This is a genomic window from Arthrobacter sp. DNA4 (assembly GCF_024362385.1).
Taxonomy (GTDB): Bacteria; Actinomycetota; Actinomycetes; order Actinomycetales; family Micrococcaceae; genus Arthrobacter.
The window spans coordinates 4,088,330-4,101,792 of record NZ_CP101466.1 but is presented as its reverse complement, the minus strand read 5'-3'; the positions used below and the strand labels follow the sequence as shown (position 1 = coordinate 4,101,792).

14 protein-coding genes are annotated in these 13,463 nt (G+C 66.3%); 6 read left to right on the top strand and 8 right to left on the bottom strand.

Features of this window, described 5'->3' with window-relative positions:
* Positions 1 to 2: 2 nt before the first annotated feature.
* A complete protein-coding gene (gene gdhA, locus NMQ03_RS19020; RefSeq protein ID WP_255173497.1) occupies positions 3 to 1,340 on the top strand; it encodes an NADP-specific glutamate dehydrogenase in 1,338 nt (445 codons plus the stop codon).
* A gap of 53 nt (positions 1,341 to 1,393) precedes the next feature.
* On the opposite strand, the gene NMQ03_RS19015 is transcribed toward gdhA, so the two are convergent.
* Positions 1,394 to 2,362 (bottom strand): helix-turn-helix domain-containing protein, encoded by a 969-nt coding sequence (locus NMQ03_RS19015; protein ID WP_255173496.1) that lies wholly within the window; start codon positions 2,360 to 2,362, stop codon positions 1,394 to 1,396.
* A gap of 163 nt (positions 2,363 to 2,525) precedes the next feature.
* Here NMQ03_RS19015 and NMQ03_RS19010 point away from each other — a divergent pair, with 163 nt between their 5' ends.
* A complete protein-coding gene (locus tag NMQ03_RS19010) occupies positions 2,526 to 3,200 on the top strand; it encodes a DUF1345 domain-containing protein (RefSeq protein ID WP_255173495.1) in 675 nt (224 codons plus the stop codon).
* A gap of 19 nt (positions 3,201 to 3,219) precedes the next feature.
* A complete protein-coding gene (locus tag NMQ03_RS19005) occupies positions 3,220 to 3,627 on the top strand; it encodes a DUF1003 domain-containing protein (RefSeq protein WP_255173494.1) in 408 nt (135 codons plus the stop codon).
* Positions 3,628 to 3,681: 54 nt separating this feature from the next.
* Here the strand turns inward: NMQ03_RS19005 and NMQ03_RS19000 are convergent, their stop codons facing one another.
* Complete coding sequence (locus NMQ03_RS19000; RefSeq protein ID WP_255173493.1) at positions 3,682 to 3,858, bottom strand: CsbD family protein; 177 nt, start codon at positions 3,856 to 3,858, stop codon at positions 3,682 to 3,684.
* An 85-nt stretch (positions 3,859 to 3,943) separates the two neighbouring features.
* The gene (locus NMQ03_RS18995) at positions 3,944 to 4,549 is read right to left on the bottom strand and encodes a TetR/AcrR family transcriptional regulator (RefSeq protein ID WP_255173492.1); all 606 of its coding nucleotides are present in this window, start codon (positions 4,547 to 4,549) and stop codon (positions 3,944 to 3,946) included.
* 121 nt (positions 4,550 to 4,670) lie between these two features.
* Here NMQ03_RS18995 and NMQ03_RS18990 point away from each other — a divergent pair, with 121 nt between their 5' ends.
* Positions 4,671 to 6,611 (top strand): primary-amine oxidase, encoded by a 1,941-nt coding sequence (locus NMQ03_RS18990; RefSeq protein ID WP_255173491.1) that lies wholly within the window; start codon positions 4,671 to 4,673, stop codon positions 6,609 to 6,611.
* Positions 6,598 to 7,062, top strand: coding sequence for a hypothetical protein (locus NMQ03_RS18985; RefSeq protein WP_255173490.1), 465 nt, complete (start codon positions 6,598 to 6,600; stop codon positions 7,060 to 7,062). Before NMQ03_RS18990 ends, NMQ03_RS18985 begins: the two co-directional genes overlap by 14 nt.
* A gap of 11 nt (positions 7,063 to 7,073) precedes the next feature.
* Here the strand turns inward: NMQ03_RS18985 and NMQ03_RS18980 are convergent, their stop codons facing one another.
* From NMQ03_RS18980 to NMQ03_RS18965, 4 genes are all read right to left on the bottom strand, one after another.
* On the bottom strand, positions 7,074 to 8,060 hold the full coding sequence (locus NMQ03_RS18980) for an NAD(P)-dependent oxidoreductase (RefSeq protein ID WP_255173489.1): 987 nt from the start codon (positions 8,058 to 8,060) through the stop codon (positions 7,074 to 7,076).
* Between the two features lie 103 nt (positions 8,061 to 8,163).
* The gene (locus NMQ03_RS18975) at positions 8,164 to 8,538 is read right to left on the bottom strand and encodes a cupin domain-containing protein (RefSeq protein WP_255173488.1); all 375 of its coding nucleotides are present in this window, start codon (positions 8,536 to 8,538) and stop codon (positions 8,164 to 8,166) included.
* A gap of 149 nt (positions 8,539 to 8,687) precedes the next feature.
* Positions 8,688 to 9,446 (bottom strand): ThuA domain-containing protein, encoded by a 759-nt coding sequence (locus NMQ03_RS18970; RefSeq protein WP_255173487.1) that lies wholly within the window; start codon positions 9,444 to 9,446, stop codon positions 8,688 to 8,690.
* Positions 9,446 to 10,555, bottom strand: coding sequence for a Gfo/Idh/MocA family protein (locus NMQ03_RS18965; RefSeq protein ID WP_255173486.1), 1,110 nt, complete (start codon positions 10,553 to 10,555; stop codon positions 9,446 to 9,448). The genes NMQ03_RS18970 and NMQ03_RS18965 overlap by 1 nt, the downstream gene beginning before the upstream one ends.
* Before the next feature lie 412 nt (positions 10,556 to 10,967).
* Here NMQ03_RS18965 and NMQ03_RS18960 point away from each other — a divergent pair, with 412 nt between their 5' ends.
* Positions 10,968 to 12,260 carry an ammonium transporter gene (locus NMQ03_RS18960; RefSeq protein ID WP_255173485.1) on the top strand — a complete coding sequence of 431 codons (1,293 nt, stop codon included), beginning with the start codon at positions 10,968 to 10,970 and terminating at the stop codon, positions 12,258 to 12,260.
* A 153-nt stretch (positions 12,261 to 12,413) separates the two neighbouring features.
* On the opposite strand, the gene NMQ03_RS18955 is transcribed toward NMQ03_RS18960, so the two are convergent.
* The gene (locus tag NMQ03_RS18955) at positions 12,414 to 13,445 is read right to left on the bottom strand and encodes a family 43 glycosylhydrolase (protein ID WP_255173484.1); all 1,032 of its coding nucleotides are present in this window, start codon (positions 13,443 to 13,445) and stop codon (positions 12,414 to 12,416) included.
* Between the last annotated feature and the right edge of the window lie 18 nt (positions 13,446 to 13,463).

Here is a 13,463-nt window from a genome sequence, read left to right as displayed (position 1 = left end):
TCATGGACGCACGGCTCGAAGCCATCAAGGACACCGTCCTCATGCGGAATCCTGGTGAAGCGGAGTTCCACCAGGCAGTGGTGGAGGTCTTCGAAAGCCTTGGCCCGGTCCACGACAGGCACCCGGAATTCCTCGAGGCTGCCATCCTGGAACGCCTTTGCGAGCCCGAACGCCAGATCATCTTCCGCGTGCCGTGGACCGATGACTCCGGACGCGTCCAGATCAACCGCGGCTTCCGGGTGGAGTTCAACTCCGCGCTGGGCCCGTACAAGGGCGGACTGCGCTTCCACCCGTCCGTCTACCTGGGCATCGTCAAATTCCTCGGCTTCGAGCAGATCTTCAAGAATGCCCTGACCGGCATGCCCATCGGCGGCGGCAAGGGCGGCTCCGACTTTGATCCCCGCGGCCGCAGCGACGCAGAAGTGATGCGGTTCTGTCAGTCCTTCATGACCGAGCTCTACCGCCACATCGGCGAATACACGGACGTCCCGACCGGCGACATTGGCGTGGGCGGCCGCGAGATCGGCTATCTCTTCGGCCAGTACAAACGCATCACCAACCGCTACGAGTCGGGCGTGCTCACCGGCAAGGGCATCTCATGGGGCGGCTCCCTGGTCCGGCCGGAGGCCACCGGCTTCGGCACCGTCATCTTCGCCCAGGAAATGCTCAAAACACGCGGCACGTCCTTTGACGGCCAGCGCGTGGTGGTGTCCGGCTCCGGCAACGTGGCCATCAACGCCATCGCCAAAGCCCAGTCCCTCGGTGCCGCAGTGGTGGCCTGCTCCGACTCGTCAGGCTACGTGGTGGACGAGGCAGGCATCGACGTCGCGCTCCTCCGCGAGGTGAAGGAAGTGCAGCGCGGCCGCCTGAAGGATTACGCCGAACGCCGGGGCGGCGTTACCTACGTGGACGGCGGCTCGGTGTGGGACGTTGACGCCACAGTGGTACTTCCCTGCGCCACGCAGAACGAGCTCGACGGCGCTGCTGCCGCCCGCCTGGTGCGCAACGGCCTGGTTGCCGTCGGCGAAGGTGCCAACATGCCCTCCACGCGTGACGCTGTTGCGGTGTTCCAGGAGGCGGGCGTCCTGTTCGGGCCCGGCAAGGCTGCCAACGCCGGCGGCGTGGCAACTTCGGCCCTGGAAATGCAGCAGAACGCAAGCCGTGATTCGTGGTCCTTCGAGCACACCGAAGAGCGGCTGACCGAGATCATGGTGGGCATCCACGACCGTTGCGCCGCCACCGCCGAGGAGTACGGCGAACCCGGCAACTACGTGCTCGGCGCCAACATCGGCGGGTTCGTCAAGGTCGCCGACGCCATGCTGGCGCAGGGGTTGATATAGGAAACGGAGCCTGCTTCAAGTAGGGGTGCCTGGGGCGGGAACCAGGTCCTGAATCAGCCCCGGCGCCATTCGGTGGGTGAGACGCCAAAAGCATCCCGGAACGTGCGGCTGAAATGGGCGGCATCCAGGAACCCCCAGCGGGCAGCCACCGTGCCGACGGATTGCCCGGCGTGCAGCGGGTCGCGGAGGTCACGGCGTGCACCTTCGAGCCGCTGTGTCCGGATCCAGCTGGCAACGGTGGTCCCCGACTCGTGGAAGACGTTGTGCAGGTGCCGGGTGGAGATGAAGTGCGCGGCGGCGATGCTTGCCGGTGACAGCAGGGGGTCGGCCAGGTTCGCCTCGATGTACTCGCGGACCGAGACCGCCAGCAGTGCCTGCGGCTTCATGCGGTCCGGCGTGATGTCCATTTCCGCGTGCAGCATGGTGGACACCAGGTCCAGGGCGTTGGTGGCGAGCCGCGAGCCGCTGGGGCCGTTCAGGACGTCCAAGTTCGCCGACAGTTCGCGAATGAACTGGCCCACGATTCCGCTGAGGCCCCCGCTGCCCATGCGCACCGCGGCGAGCTGCCCCACGTAGTCCACCGGCAGGGAGAGGGCGTCGCAGGGGAACATCAGGACCATGATCCTGGTGCTGTCCTCGAAGGCAAGGGTGTAGGGCCGGTTGGTGTCGTAGATTGCCAGGTCGCCGGGCTGGAGGACGGCTTCGCGGTTGTCCTGGATCAGCAGGCCCGTGCCTTCCAGCTGCAGATTCAGCTTGAAATAGCGCTCATGGGCCTGGGCGATCAGCGCGGGGGTGCGGTGGACCTCGTGGGAGGTGGCGGTCACTTCCACGATGGACATCCGGTCCAGTACCCGGGAACGCATCCGGCCCTGGAAACCCTCCACGTCCGCCGTCCGAGCGGTGAGGGGCACGAAGGATTCGGCCACCAGGTGTTTCCAGTGGTCAAATGATGTGGCAACGCTGGAGCTGAGGTCCTGGCGTGGGGTCAGGGCTGTTGCCCCGCTTGCTGCAGCTGCTGGCATGATGTTCCTCGCGACGGATGGCCACTTCACGTTCCCCCCGGGTTGTGTCCTGCGACACAGTCCATTCAGGTTAGCGGCACGCCAATCTTTTTTCAACGGTTGGCGAAAATAAGGCGAATTGTCTTTCCAGCCGCAGCCCAGCCTCGCGTGCCATGATCGGGCCATGAAGTCCATGACGGCTCCCGGCGACCACCACCGGAACTTCAACTCCCGCGCCCACCATTCCCGGCTCCGCTTGCTGGTGATGCTTGCCGTCGGCCTTGTCGCGGCGCTGGCGGTTGGCACCTTTGGCACCTGGACGTATGCCCCGGCACTCGGCTGGGCCGCTGCGTCGGCCACCTACCTCATCTGGGTCTGGAGCGTCATCGGACGCCTGGGTCCTGCAGCCACCGCTGCGCATGCGCGGAGGGAGGATCCCGGCAGGATCTTCTCGGACACGCTGGTCCTGGGCGCCACCGTGGCCAGCTTTGCCGGGGTCGCCCTGATTTTGCTTGATGCCTCCAGCGAGCAGGGTGGCGCCAAGGACGCAACGGTGGCCATGGCGCTGGGCAGCATTGCCCTCTCATGGTTCCTGGTCCACACCCTGTTCACCCTCCGCTACGCAGCGATCTACTACCGCGACGGCACGGGTGTGGATTTCAACGAAGGGAGCCAGCCCCGGTATTCGGATTTCGCCTACCTGGCCTTCACTGTGGGCATGACGTTCCAGGTATCGGACACCGACCTGAAGACCACTGCCATCCGTTCCACCGTCCTGCGCCAGGCGCTGCTGTCCTATCTGCTCGGTGCCATCGTCCTCGCCACCACCATCAACCTGGTTTCGGGGCTGATCCACTAAGCGGGCCTATTCTGGGCCCATGGCTGAGATAAGAGTTAACTGGCACCGGCGGCACAAAGAGGGCCTCAGTACGGGCGACAAAGCCGCCGACGCCCTTCGAAACGGCATGGGCAGCTGGCCTTTCGTGGGGATGTTCTTGGGTTTCATGGGACTGTGGGCCCTGGTGAATTCCTACGTCCTCGCCAACAGCGCATGGGACCCCTACCCCTACATTCTGCTGAACCTTTTCCTGTCCATGCTGACCGGCCTGCAGGGCGCCATCCTGCTCATTGCAGCCAAGCGCCAGGATGCCATTGCCTCGGCCATGGCGCAGCATGATTACGAAACTGACGTCCGGGCCGCGGCGCAGATTGAGATGCTCATGAACATCAACGCCGAACAGTTGAAGCTGCTGCAGGAACTGCGGGACATGCGGGACATGCCCTGAAAACGCCAATGAGTGCAACTCCGGCTGGAGTTGCACCCATTATGCGAGCGTTGTCTAGTCCTTCTTAAAGGCATCCTTGACGTGCTCGTAAGCCTGCTTGAGGTCCGACTTTGCCTGGTCCGTCTGGCCTTCAGCCTTCAGGCTTTCGTCGCCCGTGGCGTTTCCGGCAGCTTCCTTGCCCTTGCCGCCGAGCTTCTCTGCAGCGTTGCCGATCTTGTCATCCAAACCCATGGAGATGCTCCTTACAGTTCGTGCTCGCTCCGGCATTCGCCAGAACCTGACCCCTCAATAGTAAGCATACTTTCGAGTTTGGCACTCATTTCCGGCCGGGAATTTTGCCCAGGAGGGAAAGGTACCCCTCGAGTTGGGCCGCGTGGCCAAAGTCTGTTTGACCGGCGGGCGCCAGGGCTGCCTCGATCTGGGCCCCCAGCAGCATGTTCAGCAGCTGCCCGGCAAGGATGGGATCGTCGACGGCGGCACGGACGTCGCCGCTGCCCCTCGCCTCTGCCAGGAAACGGCGGATCGCCACCAGCCATTCATTCATCGACTGCTGGTGGATCGCCGCCTTCCGGGGGTCGTTGATGGCCCTTTGCCAGAACGGGACCACGATTCGTGCCTCGTTGACGCGCTCGTCATCGAGGGGGAGGACCTCGAGGCAAAAGGCCCGCAGCGCGTCCAGGCCCGTCCGTCCGGCCGTGACCTCCGCGATGCGCAGGTTGGTCCTGTTGAACACATGGCTGAAGGCGAATTCGAGCAGGGTGTCCTTGGTGGGGAAGTAGGGTTTCAGGGCGCCGTTCGCGAAGCCTGCCTCCGTGGCGATCTCCCGCATGGTGGCGCTCTCAAGGCCCTGACGGGCAATGATCCGCCAGGTGGCATCCACGAGTTCCAGGCGGCGCTCATCATGGTCAACTATCTTCGGCACCGCGGCCACTCCCCGGAAATATTTCGCTCAGACTCTTGTGAGCCATGTTACGGACGTTTATTCTCTACAACTATAGAAAATAAACCAGTGACCGGCGACGGCCCGGACAAAGGCTCTTCCCATGACTCTTGCACCAACCGAAACCGCATCGGCCTTCCACCTGGCAACGGCGGAGGAAATCCTGGACGTCCGCGCCATCCTGCAGTCTGAAGGCCACCTGGACGCCCGGCACCGCATCGCCTACCTCGGCCTGCTGGATCCGGCCCGGGGAGCGCAACCACAGGCTGTGGACCGCCGATTCCGGGTCTTCATCCACGACGTCTCGGGGGCTGCGCCGCGCGACGTCGTGGTCTCCATTACCCAGCAAAAGGTGCTCTCCGCCGTCGAACTCGACACCGCGGTGACCGGCGAACTGCCGGTCCTGGAGGAGGAATTCGAAGTGGTGGAATCCCTGCTGGCCACCGATGACCGCTGGCTGAATGCGCTCGCCGACAGGGGCCTCGAGGTCGAAAAGGTCCGCGTTGCCCCGCTGTCTGCCGGTGTTTTCGAATACGGCGAGGAGAAGGGCCGCCGCATCCTCCGCGGCCTGGCGTTCGTGCAGGAATTCCCCGGGGACAGCGCCTGGGCGCACCCGGTGGACGGACTGGTGGCCTACGTGGACGTGGTCAGCAAGGAAGTCACCCAGGTCATCGACCTCGGCGTGATCCCCATCCCGGCTGAGCATGGCAACTACACCGATCCGGAACTGACCGGGCCTGTCCGCGACACCCAGAAGCCCATCAGCATCACCCAGCCGGAAGGGCCCAGCTTCACCGTCACCGGCGGCAACCACGTGGAATGGGAAAAGTGGAGCGTGGACGTCGGCTTCGATGTCCGGGAAGGGGTGGTCCTGCATAACCTGGCCTTCCAGGACAGCGGCCGGAAGCGGCAGATCATCAACCGGGCGTCCATTGCCGAAATGGTGGTGCCGTACGGGGATCCCTCACCCATCCGGTCCTGGCAGAACTACTTTGACACCGGCGAATACCTGGTGGGCCAGTACGCCAACTCGCTGGAACTTGGCTGCGACTGCCTGGGCGAGATCACCTACCTCAGCCCGGTCATCAGCGACGCGTTCGGCAACCCGCGGGAAATCAGCAACGGCATCTGCATGCACGAGGAGGACTGGAGCATCCTCTCCAAGCACTCCGACCTCTGGAGCGGCGTCACCTACACCCGCCGCAACCGCCGCCTGGTGATCTCCTTCTTCACCACGATCGGCAACTACGACTACGGCTTCTACTGGTACCTCTACCTGGACGGCACCATCGAATTCGAGGCCAAAGCCACCGGCATCGTGTTTACCTCGGCGTTCCCGCAAGGCGGCTCAGACAACATCTCCCAGCTGGCGCCCGGCCTGGGTGCACCCTTCCACCAGCACCTCTTCAGTGCCCGGCTGGACATGGCCATCGACGGGTTCACCAACCGGGTGGAGGAGGAGGATGTCATCCGCCAGGCCATGGGGCCGGGCAACGAACGCGGCAACGCCTTCTCCCGGAAGCGCACCGTCCTGGCGCGTGAATCCGAAGGCGTCCGGGAAGCCGACGCCCGGGCCGGCCGGACCTGGATCATCTCCAACCCGGAATCCCGCAACCGGCTGGGGGAGCCCGTGGGCTACAAACTGCACTCCCACAACCAGCCCACGCTGCTGGCAGACCCGGACTCCTCCATCGCCCGCCGCGCCGCCTTTGCCACCAAGGACCTGTGGGTCACCCGGTACGCCGAGGACGAGAAGTACCCCACGGGCGACTTCGTGAACCAGCATGCCGGCGGAGCGGGCCTGCCCGCCTACGTCGCACAGGACCGGGACATCGATGGCCAGGACATCGTCGTCTGGCATACCTTCGGCCTGACCCACTTCCCCCGGGTGGAGGACTGGCCCATCATGCCCGTGGACACCGTCGGCTTCAAGCTGCGGCCGGAGGGCTTCTTCGACCGCAGCCCGGTCCTGGACGTTCCCGCCAACCCCAACAAGCAGGAATCCTCCTGCCACAGCGAGGGCGGCAGCGGTGGCTGCCACTAGCCTCGCCCCCGCCACGGCAGGGAGTACGACGGCGGCGGGACGGGTGCGTGCCAACGGTCCCGTCCTGCATCCCCGCGTCGTAGCGGTGGCCACCGCCGGTTCCTGCCTTGCCCACGTGTGGCTGGCGGCGTCGGGACGCCACGGCGCGTGGCTGAGCGTCCTCATGCTGGCGCTCGCCGCCGTCTGCGTTCCCTGCACGGTCCACATCTGGCGGCAGAGCCGGGTGGCCGCACTGCAGCAGGTCACCGCTGCTGCCGTGGTGATGGCCGCCCTGCACGCCGTCCTGCTGCTGGCCGCCGGGGGTGCCGGGCACGCCCATGGCGGCCAGCCGTCGTCGTCCGCTGTGGTTGATTCGGGCAGCACGCAGCTGCTGCTGGTTGTCACCCTGGAACTGGGGACGGCGCTGCTCGCCGCAACCCTGGTGGCCCGGCTGCGGCGGTTGCACCGGTAGGCCTTCGGGGCTCAGCCGGCGGCGACGCCGAGCGGGCGGGCGACGTGCAGCTGTTCGTGGTCAACAAGCCACTGGATGGATTCGAAGATGGCCTGCTCCGGTTCGTACCGCGGCGCGTAGCCAAGCATGGAGGCCGCTTTTTCGATGCTGAAGCACTGGCTGCGGTAAAGGTGGTTCCAGCTCGCATCTGCGTGCTCGCGGGAGGTGTTCTCCCGGAAGCGGTCCCAGGGAACCGTCTCCAGTACCGCAGCGTGCCCGAACCAGGCGGCGGCGATGTCCGCGTAACCGCGGACCGTGAGCGCCGTGGGGGCAACGATGTTGAAGTCCTCACCGGTGGCCGCCTCCCGCCGGGCAATGGCCTTCTCGAAGGCCTGGGCGACGTCATCGGCGTGCACATGGTGCATCAGCTCCGAGCCGCTGCCGGGAATCCGGAGGGGCTGCCCTGCGGAGATCGTCTGCCAGACGGTGGGATCGAGGTTTCCCAGCGGACCAACGGGCTGCCAGCCCGGTCCCACAATGTGGCCGGGATGCAGGGAGGTGGTGGCCAGCCCGCCGCCGGCGGTTTCCTCCTGCAGCATCAGGGCAATCCTGTTTTTCTGGATGCCGTACTCGCCAAAGGGAGGTGCGGCTGAATCCGATCCCTCCCTGATGGGCAGCTTCAGGCTCTGCCCGTACCGCCAGACGGAGCCGCAATGCAGCAGGTGCCCCACTTCGCCCCGCAGCCGCTGCACCAACGCTGCCGCCGATTCGAGGGTGAAGCAGACCAGGTCCACCACGACGTCCGGCTTGAGGGCAGCCACCCGGTCAGGGAAGGTTCCGTCCTGGTCCTCCGCCTGCCGGTCTGCGGTGACATGCTGCACCTGCTGCCAGGCAGGCGCGTCCGTGTAGGGCTTGCTGGTGCCGCGGCTGATGTTGGTGACCTCGTGGTAAGCCTGGACCAGCCGGGGGACCAGGAACGAACCGATGTGGCCGCTGCCGCCGATGACGGTGACTTTCATTGCTCTCCGATCGTTGCGTACCCTCCACGGTAGGGCCGCGGCAGCAGGAAAGGGAGGCCCTGCCGGACCTCCCTTTCCTGGCGACAGGGGTGGAACCCAAGGGTCAGGCAGGCTTGGCGTACTCTGCCGCGCTCATGACCTCGTAGCCAACAAACGTCTCATCGCCCTCCACCCAGGCGTCGTGGCCTGCCGGGATGGAGTACGCGTCGCCGGCCTGGATGGTCATGCCGGTTCCGTTGTCCAGCTGGACGGTCAGGGTGCCGGAGGTGCAAAAACCAAGGTGATTGTTCTGGCAGCTGTCCGTATGGACAACCGTCTTGACGGTTTCTGACCAGCGCCAGCCGGGCTCAAACGTGAACCGGCCCAGGGTGGCGCCACCAATGTTCACCACGTCTACTTGGGTCTTGGGCGGACGGCGCTTTTCATCGGGTTGGTCAAAGGATTTGGACTCCAGGTCCTTCACCGTTACTGCGGGCATTTCTGGCTCCTTGGTAAGGAGTGGTTATTGAGTTCGTCCGGCGCCGGGAGCACCGGGAAATAGGGCCCGGCAGGGCGGGATGTGCCCCGTCCAGAACCTGCCTGACCTCGTGTGCGACGATCCCAATCTGCTCTTATGCGTACCTGATGTCAATGACGCTTTTCTGCCTCGAACCACTCCCGGCCGGGGTTGCTGACGCTTGGGGCCGAGCGGTCCAGGCCGGGCTGCGCGGCCCACTTCACCCCGTTGGCCAGGACCCGCTGGACCTGCGGGTGGTGGTACACCGGGTACTCCTGGTCGCCGGGGCTGAAGTAGAAGATGCGGCCCTTGCCGCGGGTGAAGGTCACGCCGGAGCGGAACACCTCGCCGCCGGCAAAGGAGCTGATGAAGATCAGGTCGTCCGGGTCCGGGATGTCGAACAATTCGCCGTACATCTCCTGCTCCGGAATGACGATGGGGCTCTCCACGCCGTCCGCGATGGGATGGGAGGGCTTGACGGTCCACACCAGCTCGCGGCCGCCGTCGTTCCGCCAGGCCAGGGAGCAGCTGGTGCCGAGCAGTTTGGTGAAGATCTTCGCGAAGTGCCCCGAGTGGAGCACGATCAGCCCCATACCGCCCAGCACATGCCGGTGGACGCGTTCGACGACGGCGTCCCCCACCTCGGCGTGCGCGATGTGGCCCCACCACAACAGGACGTCCGTCTCCGCGAGCACCTCCTCGGCAAGGCCGTGTTCGGGATCCGTGGCCAGGACCGCCGTCGTGATGTCCGCGTCCGGAAGGTGGGAGCGCAGGCCCGTGGCGATGGCGCCATGGATGCCGTCCGGGTACATTTCCCCGATGTGGGACGGCTCGTTGTTGGCTTCGTGGACGCCTTCGTTCCACACCAGGATCCGCAGGTTGCCGTCCATCAGAGCCGAACCTCCCTCTGCTCGCGGGCGGACTGGTAGCACGCGTCGATGACCTGGGCGCGGTACAGTGCCAGGGATCCGTCATGGTTGGCCCAGACCTGGGCGCCGCCGCGCACGGCGGTGACGAAATCCTCCACCACTGCATCGTGCGCGCGGCCCGGCAGGACCGGGGGCAGGTAGTCCGCGGACCCGCCGTCCTTGTCCGTGAACACCCGCAGCCGGCCCACCGGCGGGAACGGTGCCCCGTGCACCCTGAGCTCGGCGCCGCCGTCGGTACCGTACACCGTGAAGTCCAGCTGGTCATCGGTTTCCCGATAGGCCGCCCAGCTCGCCTCGACCAGCAGGGTTGCGCCGCCGTCCAGCCGGAGGAATGCCGTCGCGAAGTCCTCCACTTCGAAGGCATGGCTGGTGGCGTGGGCGGAGAACCGGCTGCCGCCGCCCCGCCCCTGCGGCCCCAGTTCGGCGTGGGTGGCTGCGGAGACCGCCACCACCTTGGGCTCGCCGAGGAGGTAGAGGGCGAAGTCGAGCACATGGACGCCGATGTCCGCCAGCGGCCCGCCGCCGGCGAGCTCCGGGTTGGTGAACCAGCTGCCCAGCGTGGGAATGCCGGCGCGCCGCAGCCATGACGCCTTCGCGTAGTAGGGCCGGCCCAGGCCGCCGTGGTCGATGACCTCCTTGAGCGCCTTGATGTCGCCGCGCCGGCGGTGGTTGAAGGCGACGTCCAGGACGCGTCCGGCCTTCCGGGCCGCGTCCACCATGGCCTGGCCTTCGGCTGCGTTGCGGGCGATGGGCTTCTCGCTCAGCACATGGATACCCCGTTCCAGGGCCGCGATGGAGATCGGGGCGTGCAGGAAGGTGGGTACTGCCACGCTGACTGCGTCAAGGCCGCCGTGGTCCAGCATGTCCTGCCAGTCGGCGAAGGCGTTCGGAATGGCATATTCGGCCTGCAGGGAGTCCCGGAGGTCCTGCTCCATCCCTGCCACCGAGACGATGCTTACTCCGTCCAGCGCTGAGTAGGCCTTGAGGTGCTGCTGGTAAGCCCAGCCGATGCCCACCACCCCCACCCGCAGGTCACTCGGCGGTACAGGAGGGGATTGCTGGCTGTTCAAGGGCTGGCTCCTTCGGCGTGGCTGGCTGCCCGGACGCTTTCCAGCCTAGCCCTGCACTGCCTGGTCCTGGAGGTGCATGCCTGCACTGTTCGACGCGGCGTCACGCACGGCACGCTTTCGGCGCACCCAGGTGCCCCGCACCCTGGAAACCCGGGGCGCCGGCGTCGTGCCCTGGCCAAAAGCGTGCCCAGCGTGACGCCCTGCGCTCAACGGGACCTGTGAAACTCGCGTGCAATTGGCTGAAACCACTATTTAACACACCCGAAACCTACCCAAAAATAGCCGCCATACATTGGTATCAGACGGCAAAAGCCGCCCCTCCGCCGGCCGCGGTTTCTCCTCCCGCGTCCCACTTGGCGAACGGCTCTGACGGCAACGTACCGTTCTTTTCGCATCTTGAAAGGGGTTTCCCATGGACTCGGGAAATGTCGCTTGGATTTTGGCCAGCTCGGCGCTGGTATGCATGATGATTCCCGCCCTGGCCCTGTTTTACGGGGGCATGGTGGGGTCCCGCCGGATCCTGAACATGATGATGATGTGCTTCGGCGGCGCCAGCCTGGTGGCCGTGCTCTGGGCACTGTTCGGTTACTCGATGGCCTTCGGAAACTCCGTGGGCGGACTGGGGCTCATCGGTGACGTCACCGAGTTCCCGGGCATGGGGCAGCTGCTGGCCAAGGATGATTCCGCGTCCATTCCGGTCATCCTGTTCGCAGCGTTCCAGCTGTTCTTCGCCTGCGTCACCACCGCACTCGTTGCCGGTGCCGCCGCAGGCCGGATGAAGTTTGGCGCCTGGATGCTGTTCGCCGGCATCTGGGCCACGGTGGTCTACTTCCCCATCGCGCACTGGGTGTTCGCGTTCGACTCGGCGGACGGCAGCACCGTCGGCGGTTGGATCGCCAACGGCATCAAGGCCATCGACTTCGCCGGCGGCACTGCGGTCCACATGAACGCCGGCGCCGCAGCACTGGCACTGGCACTGGTCCTGGGCAAGAGCTCCGGCTGGCCCAAGGTGGAACACGCCAAGCCGCACAGCCGGCCATTGGTGCTGGTGGGCGCGGGCCTGCTGTGGGTTGGCTGGTTCGGCTTCAACGCCGGCTCCGCACTGGCTGCCGGCCAGTCGGCGTCGGTGGTGTTCCTGAACACCGCCGTGGCTGCTTCCGCCGGACTGCTTGCCTGGGCCCTTGTTGAGCGGGTCCGGCACGGTGCGGCCACCAGCATGGGGGCCGCGTCAGGCCTCATCGCGGCGCTGGTAGCCATCACTCCCGCCTGTGGCGCAGTCAGCCCGCTCGGCGCGCTGGCCATCGGCGCGATCGCCGGGGCTGTCTGCTCGCTGGCCATCGAATGGAAGTTCCGCCTGGGCTTCGACGATTCCCTCGACGTCGTCGGCGTCCACCTGGTGGGCGGCATCCTGGGCACGCTGCTGATCGGACTCTTTGCCACGGACAAGGCCCCGAACGGCGTCAGCGGACTGTTTTACGGCGGCGGCTTTGAGCAGCTGGGCATCCAGGCCCTCGCCACCATCACGGTGCTGGCCTACTCCTTCGGCGTCACCTGGATCCTGGCGAAGATCCTGGACAAGACCATGGGCGGCCTGCGCATCAAGCCCGAGGACGAACTGCGCGGCATCGACCTCGCGGCCCACTCGGAGCTGGCCTACCTGATGGATGAGGATCCGGTGGAGCTGGGGTCGCCGCAGCGGGTCTAGCTTCGGCAGGTCCCCTTCCGGCGGCCCCAGCACACGCTGGGCCCGCCCCGAATGCACGAGTCAGGGCCAAACCTTGGACCGGTGCCGGCAGCCGCCGGCTTATAGTTCCAGGGTTTGGCCCTTCTCCGTGCCGGCAGCTGCTCTGTGCAGTGGTCAGTGTTCCACGCACACCAGGACGCCGTCCCGCACTTCCAGTACTGCCGCCCGGACGTGGCTGAGGCGGGTGCGCGGGTCCGGTGCCATCGTGTCGATGTCCTCGCCGTCCCAGTACGGGTGCGTGAAGTAGACCAGCAGCGCACGCCTCGCGTCGCCGTCGGACATTTCGCCGGGCGCCCGTTCCGTCAGGGGCACCACGTCCGCGTGGCGTCCGACGACGGGCCTTCCGTCCACCGATTCCGGTGCCGTGAGGATCAGGCCGCCACGGTGCTCCTGCCGGACCCAACGGCCCGTTGCGTCTTCGGAACGGTAGACCGCCTGGCCCCGCCACTCGTCCACGATCATCCAGTAGCTGCCGCCCAGCCGGAAGACCTTGGGTCCCTCGTGCGGGCGCCCGGGGATTGCCACACCTTCGGGCTTCCACGACGACGGGTCCTCCGGAGTGTCGCTGACCGCGCTGCAGGTGTTGGAGCCGCGGGCCTCGTCCTTGTACCAGAGGCGGTACCGGCCGTCACCGCACCGGGCTACTGCGGCGTCGATGACCCGGGGGGAGTCCAGGTCGATCCGGCCCAGGTACTCCCACTTCTCCAAATCCGTGCTGGCGAACTGGACGATTTCCGCCGTCCCGGTCCAGTCCGTGCGCCTGCCGCCCAGGACGGTCACGTACATGATCCATCGGTCGCCAATACGGACGACGTCGGGCGCCCAGAGGGTTGCCGGAAGTTCCGTTCCGGGCGGGACGAGTCCGTTCGCGGTGCCGTGGTAGCGCCAGGTGGTGCCGCCGTCGGACGATTTGGCGACGCCGATGCCGGTCCCGTGCACCCATTCCACCCCCGTCAGCCCCGGAAGGGTGGCGCGGCGCTGGGTGTAGAAGAGCACCCAGCCGCCTGTGAGGTGGTCAGCCACCAGGACGGGGTCGGTGGGGCCGTCCCACACGGGGTCCCGGTACGGGGTGGCGAATGCGTCCGGGCGCAGCGGCACCAGGGGCGGTGCTGCAGGATTTTCCGTGACGGGCAGCTGGTGCGGCAATGTTTCTCCAACGTTGTA

Coding starts and splice junctions, on each gene's coding strand:
- NMQ03_RS19000 (WP_255173493.1), bottom strand. CDS start 3,858: ATGGGTTTGGATGACAAGATCGGCAACGCTGCAGAGAAGCTCGGCGGC.
- NMQ03_RS18990 (WP_255173491.1), top strand. CDS start 4,671: ATGACTCTTGCACCAACCGAAACCGCATCGGCCTTCCACCTGGCAACG.
- NMQ03_RS18970 (WP_255173487.1), bottom strand. CDS start 9,446: ATGGACGGCAACCTGCGGATCCTGGTGTGGAACGAAGGCGTCCACGAA.
- NMQ03_RS18975 (WP_255173488.1), bottom strand. CDS start 8,538: ATGCCCGCAGTAACGGTGAAGGACCTGGAGTCCAAATCCTTTGACCAA.
- gdhA (WP_255173497.1), top strand. CDS start 3: ATGGACGCACGGCTCGAAGCCATCAAGGACACCGTCCTCATGCGGAAT.
- NMQ03_RS18960 (WP_255173485.1), top strand. CDS start 10,968: ATGGACTCGGGAAATGTCGCTTGGATTTTGGCCAGCTCGGCGCTGGTA.
- NMQ03_RS19015 (WP_255173496.1), bottom strand. CDS start 2,362: ATGCCAGCAGCTGCAGCAAGCGGGGCAACAGCCCTGACCCCACGCCAG.
- NMQ03_RS19010 (WP_255173495.1), top strand. CDS start 2,526: ATGAAGTCCATGACGGCTCCCGGCGACCACCACCGGAACTTCAACTCC.
- NMQ03_RS18980 (WP_255173489.1), bottom strand. CDS start 8,060: ATGAAAGTCACCGTCATCGGCGGCAGCGGCCACATCGGTTCGTTCCTG.
- NMQ03_RS19005 (WP_255173494.1), top strand. CDS start 3,220: ATGGCTGAGATAAGAGTTAACTGGCACCGGCGGCACAAAGAGGGCCTC.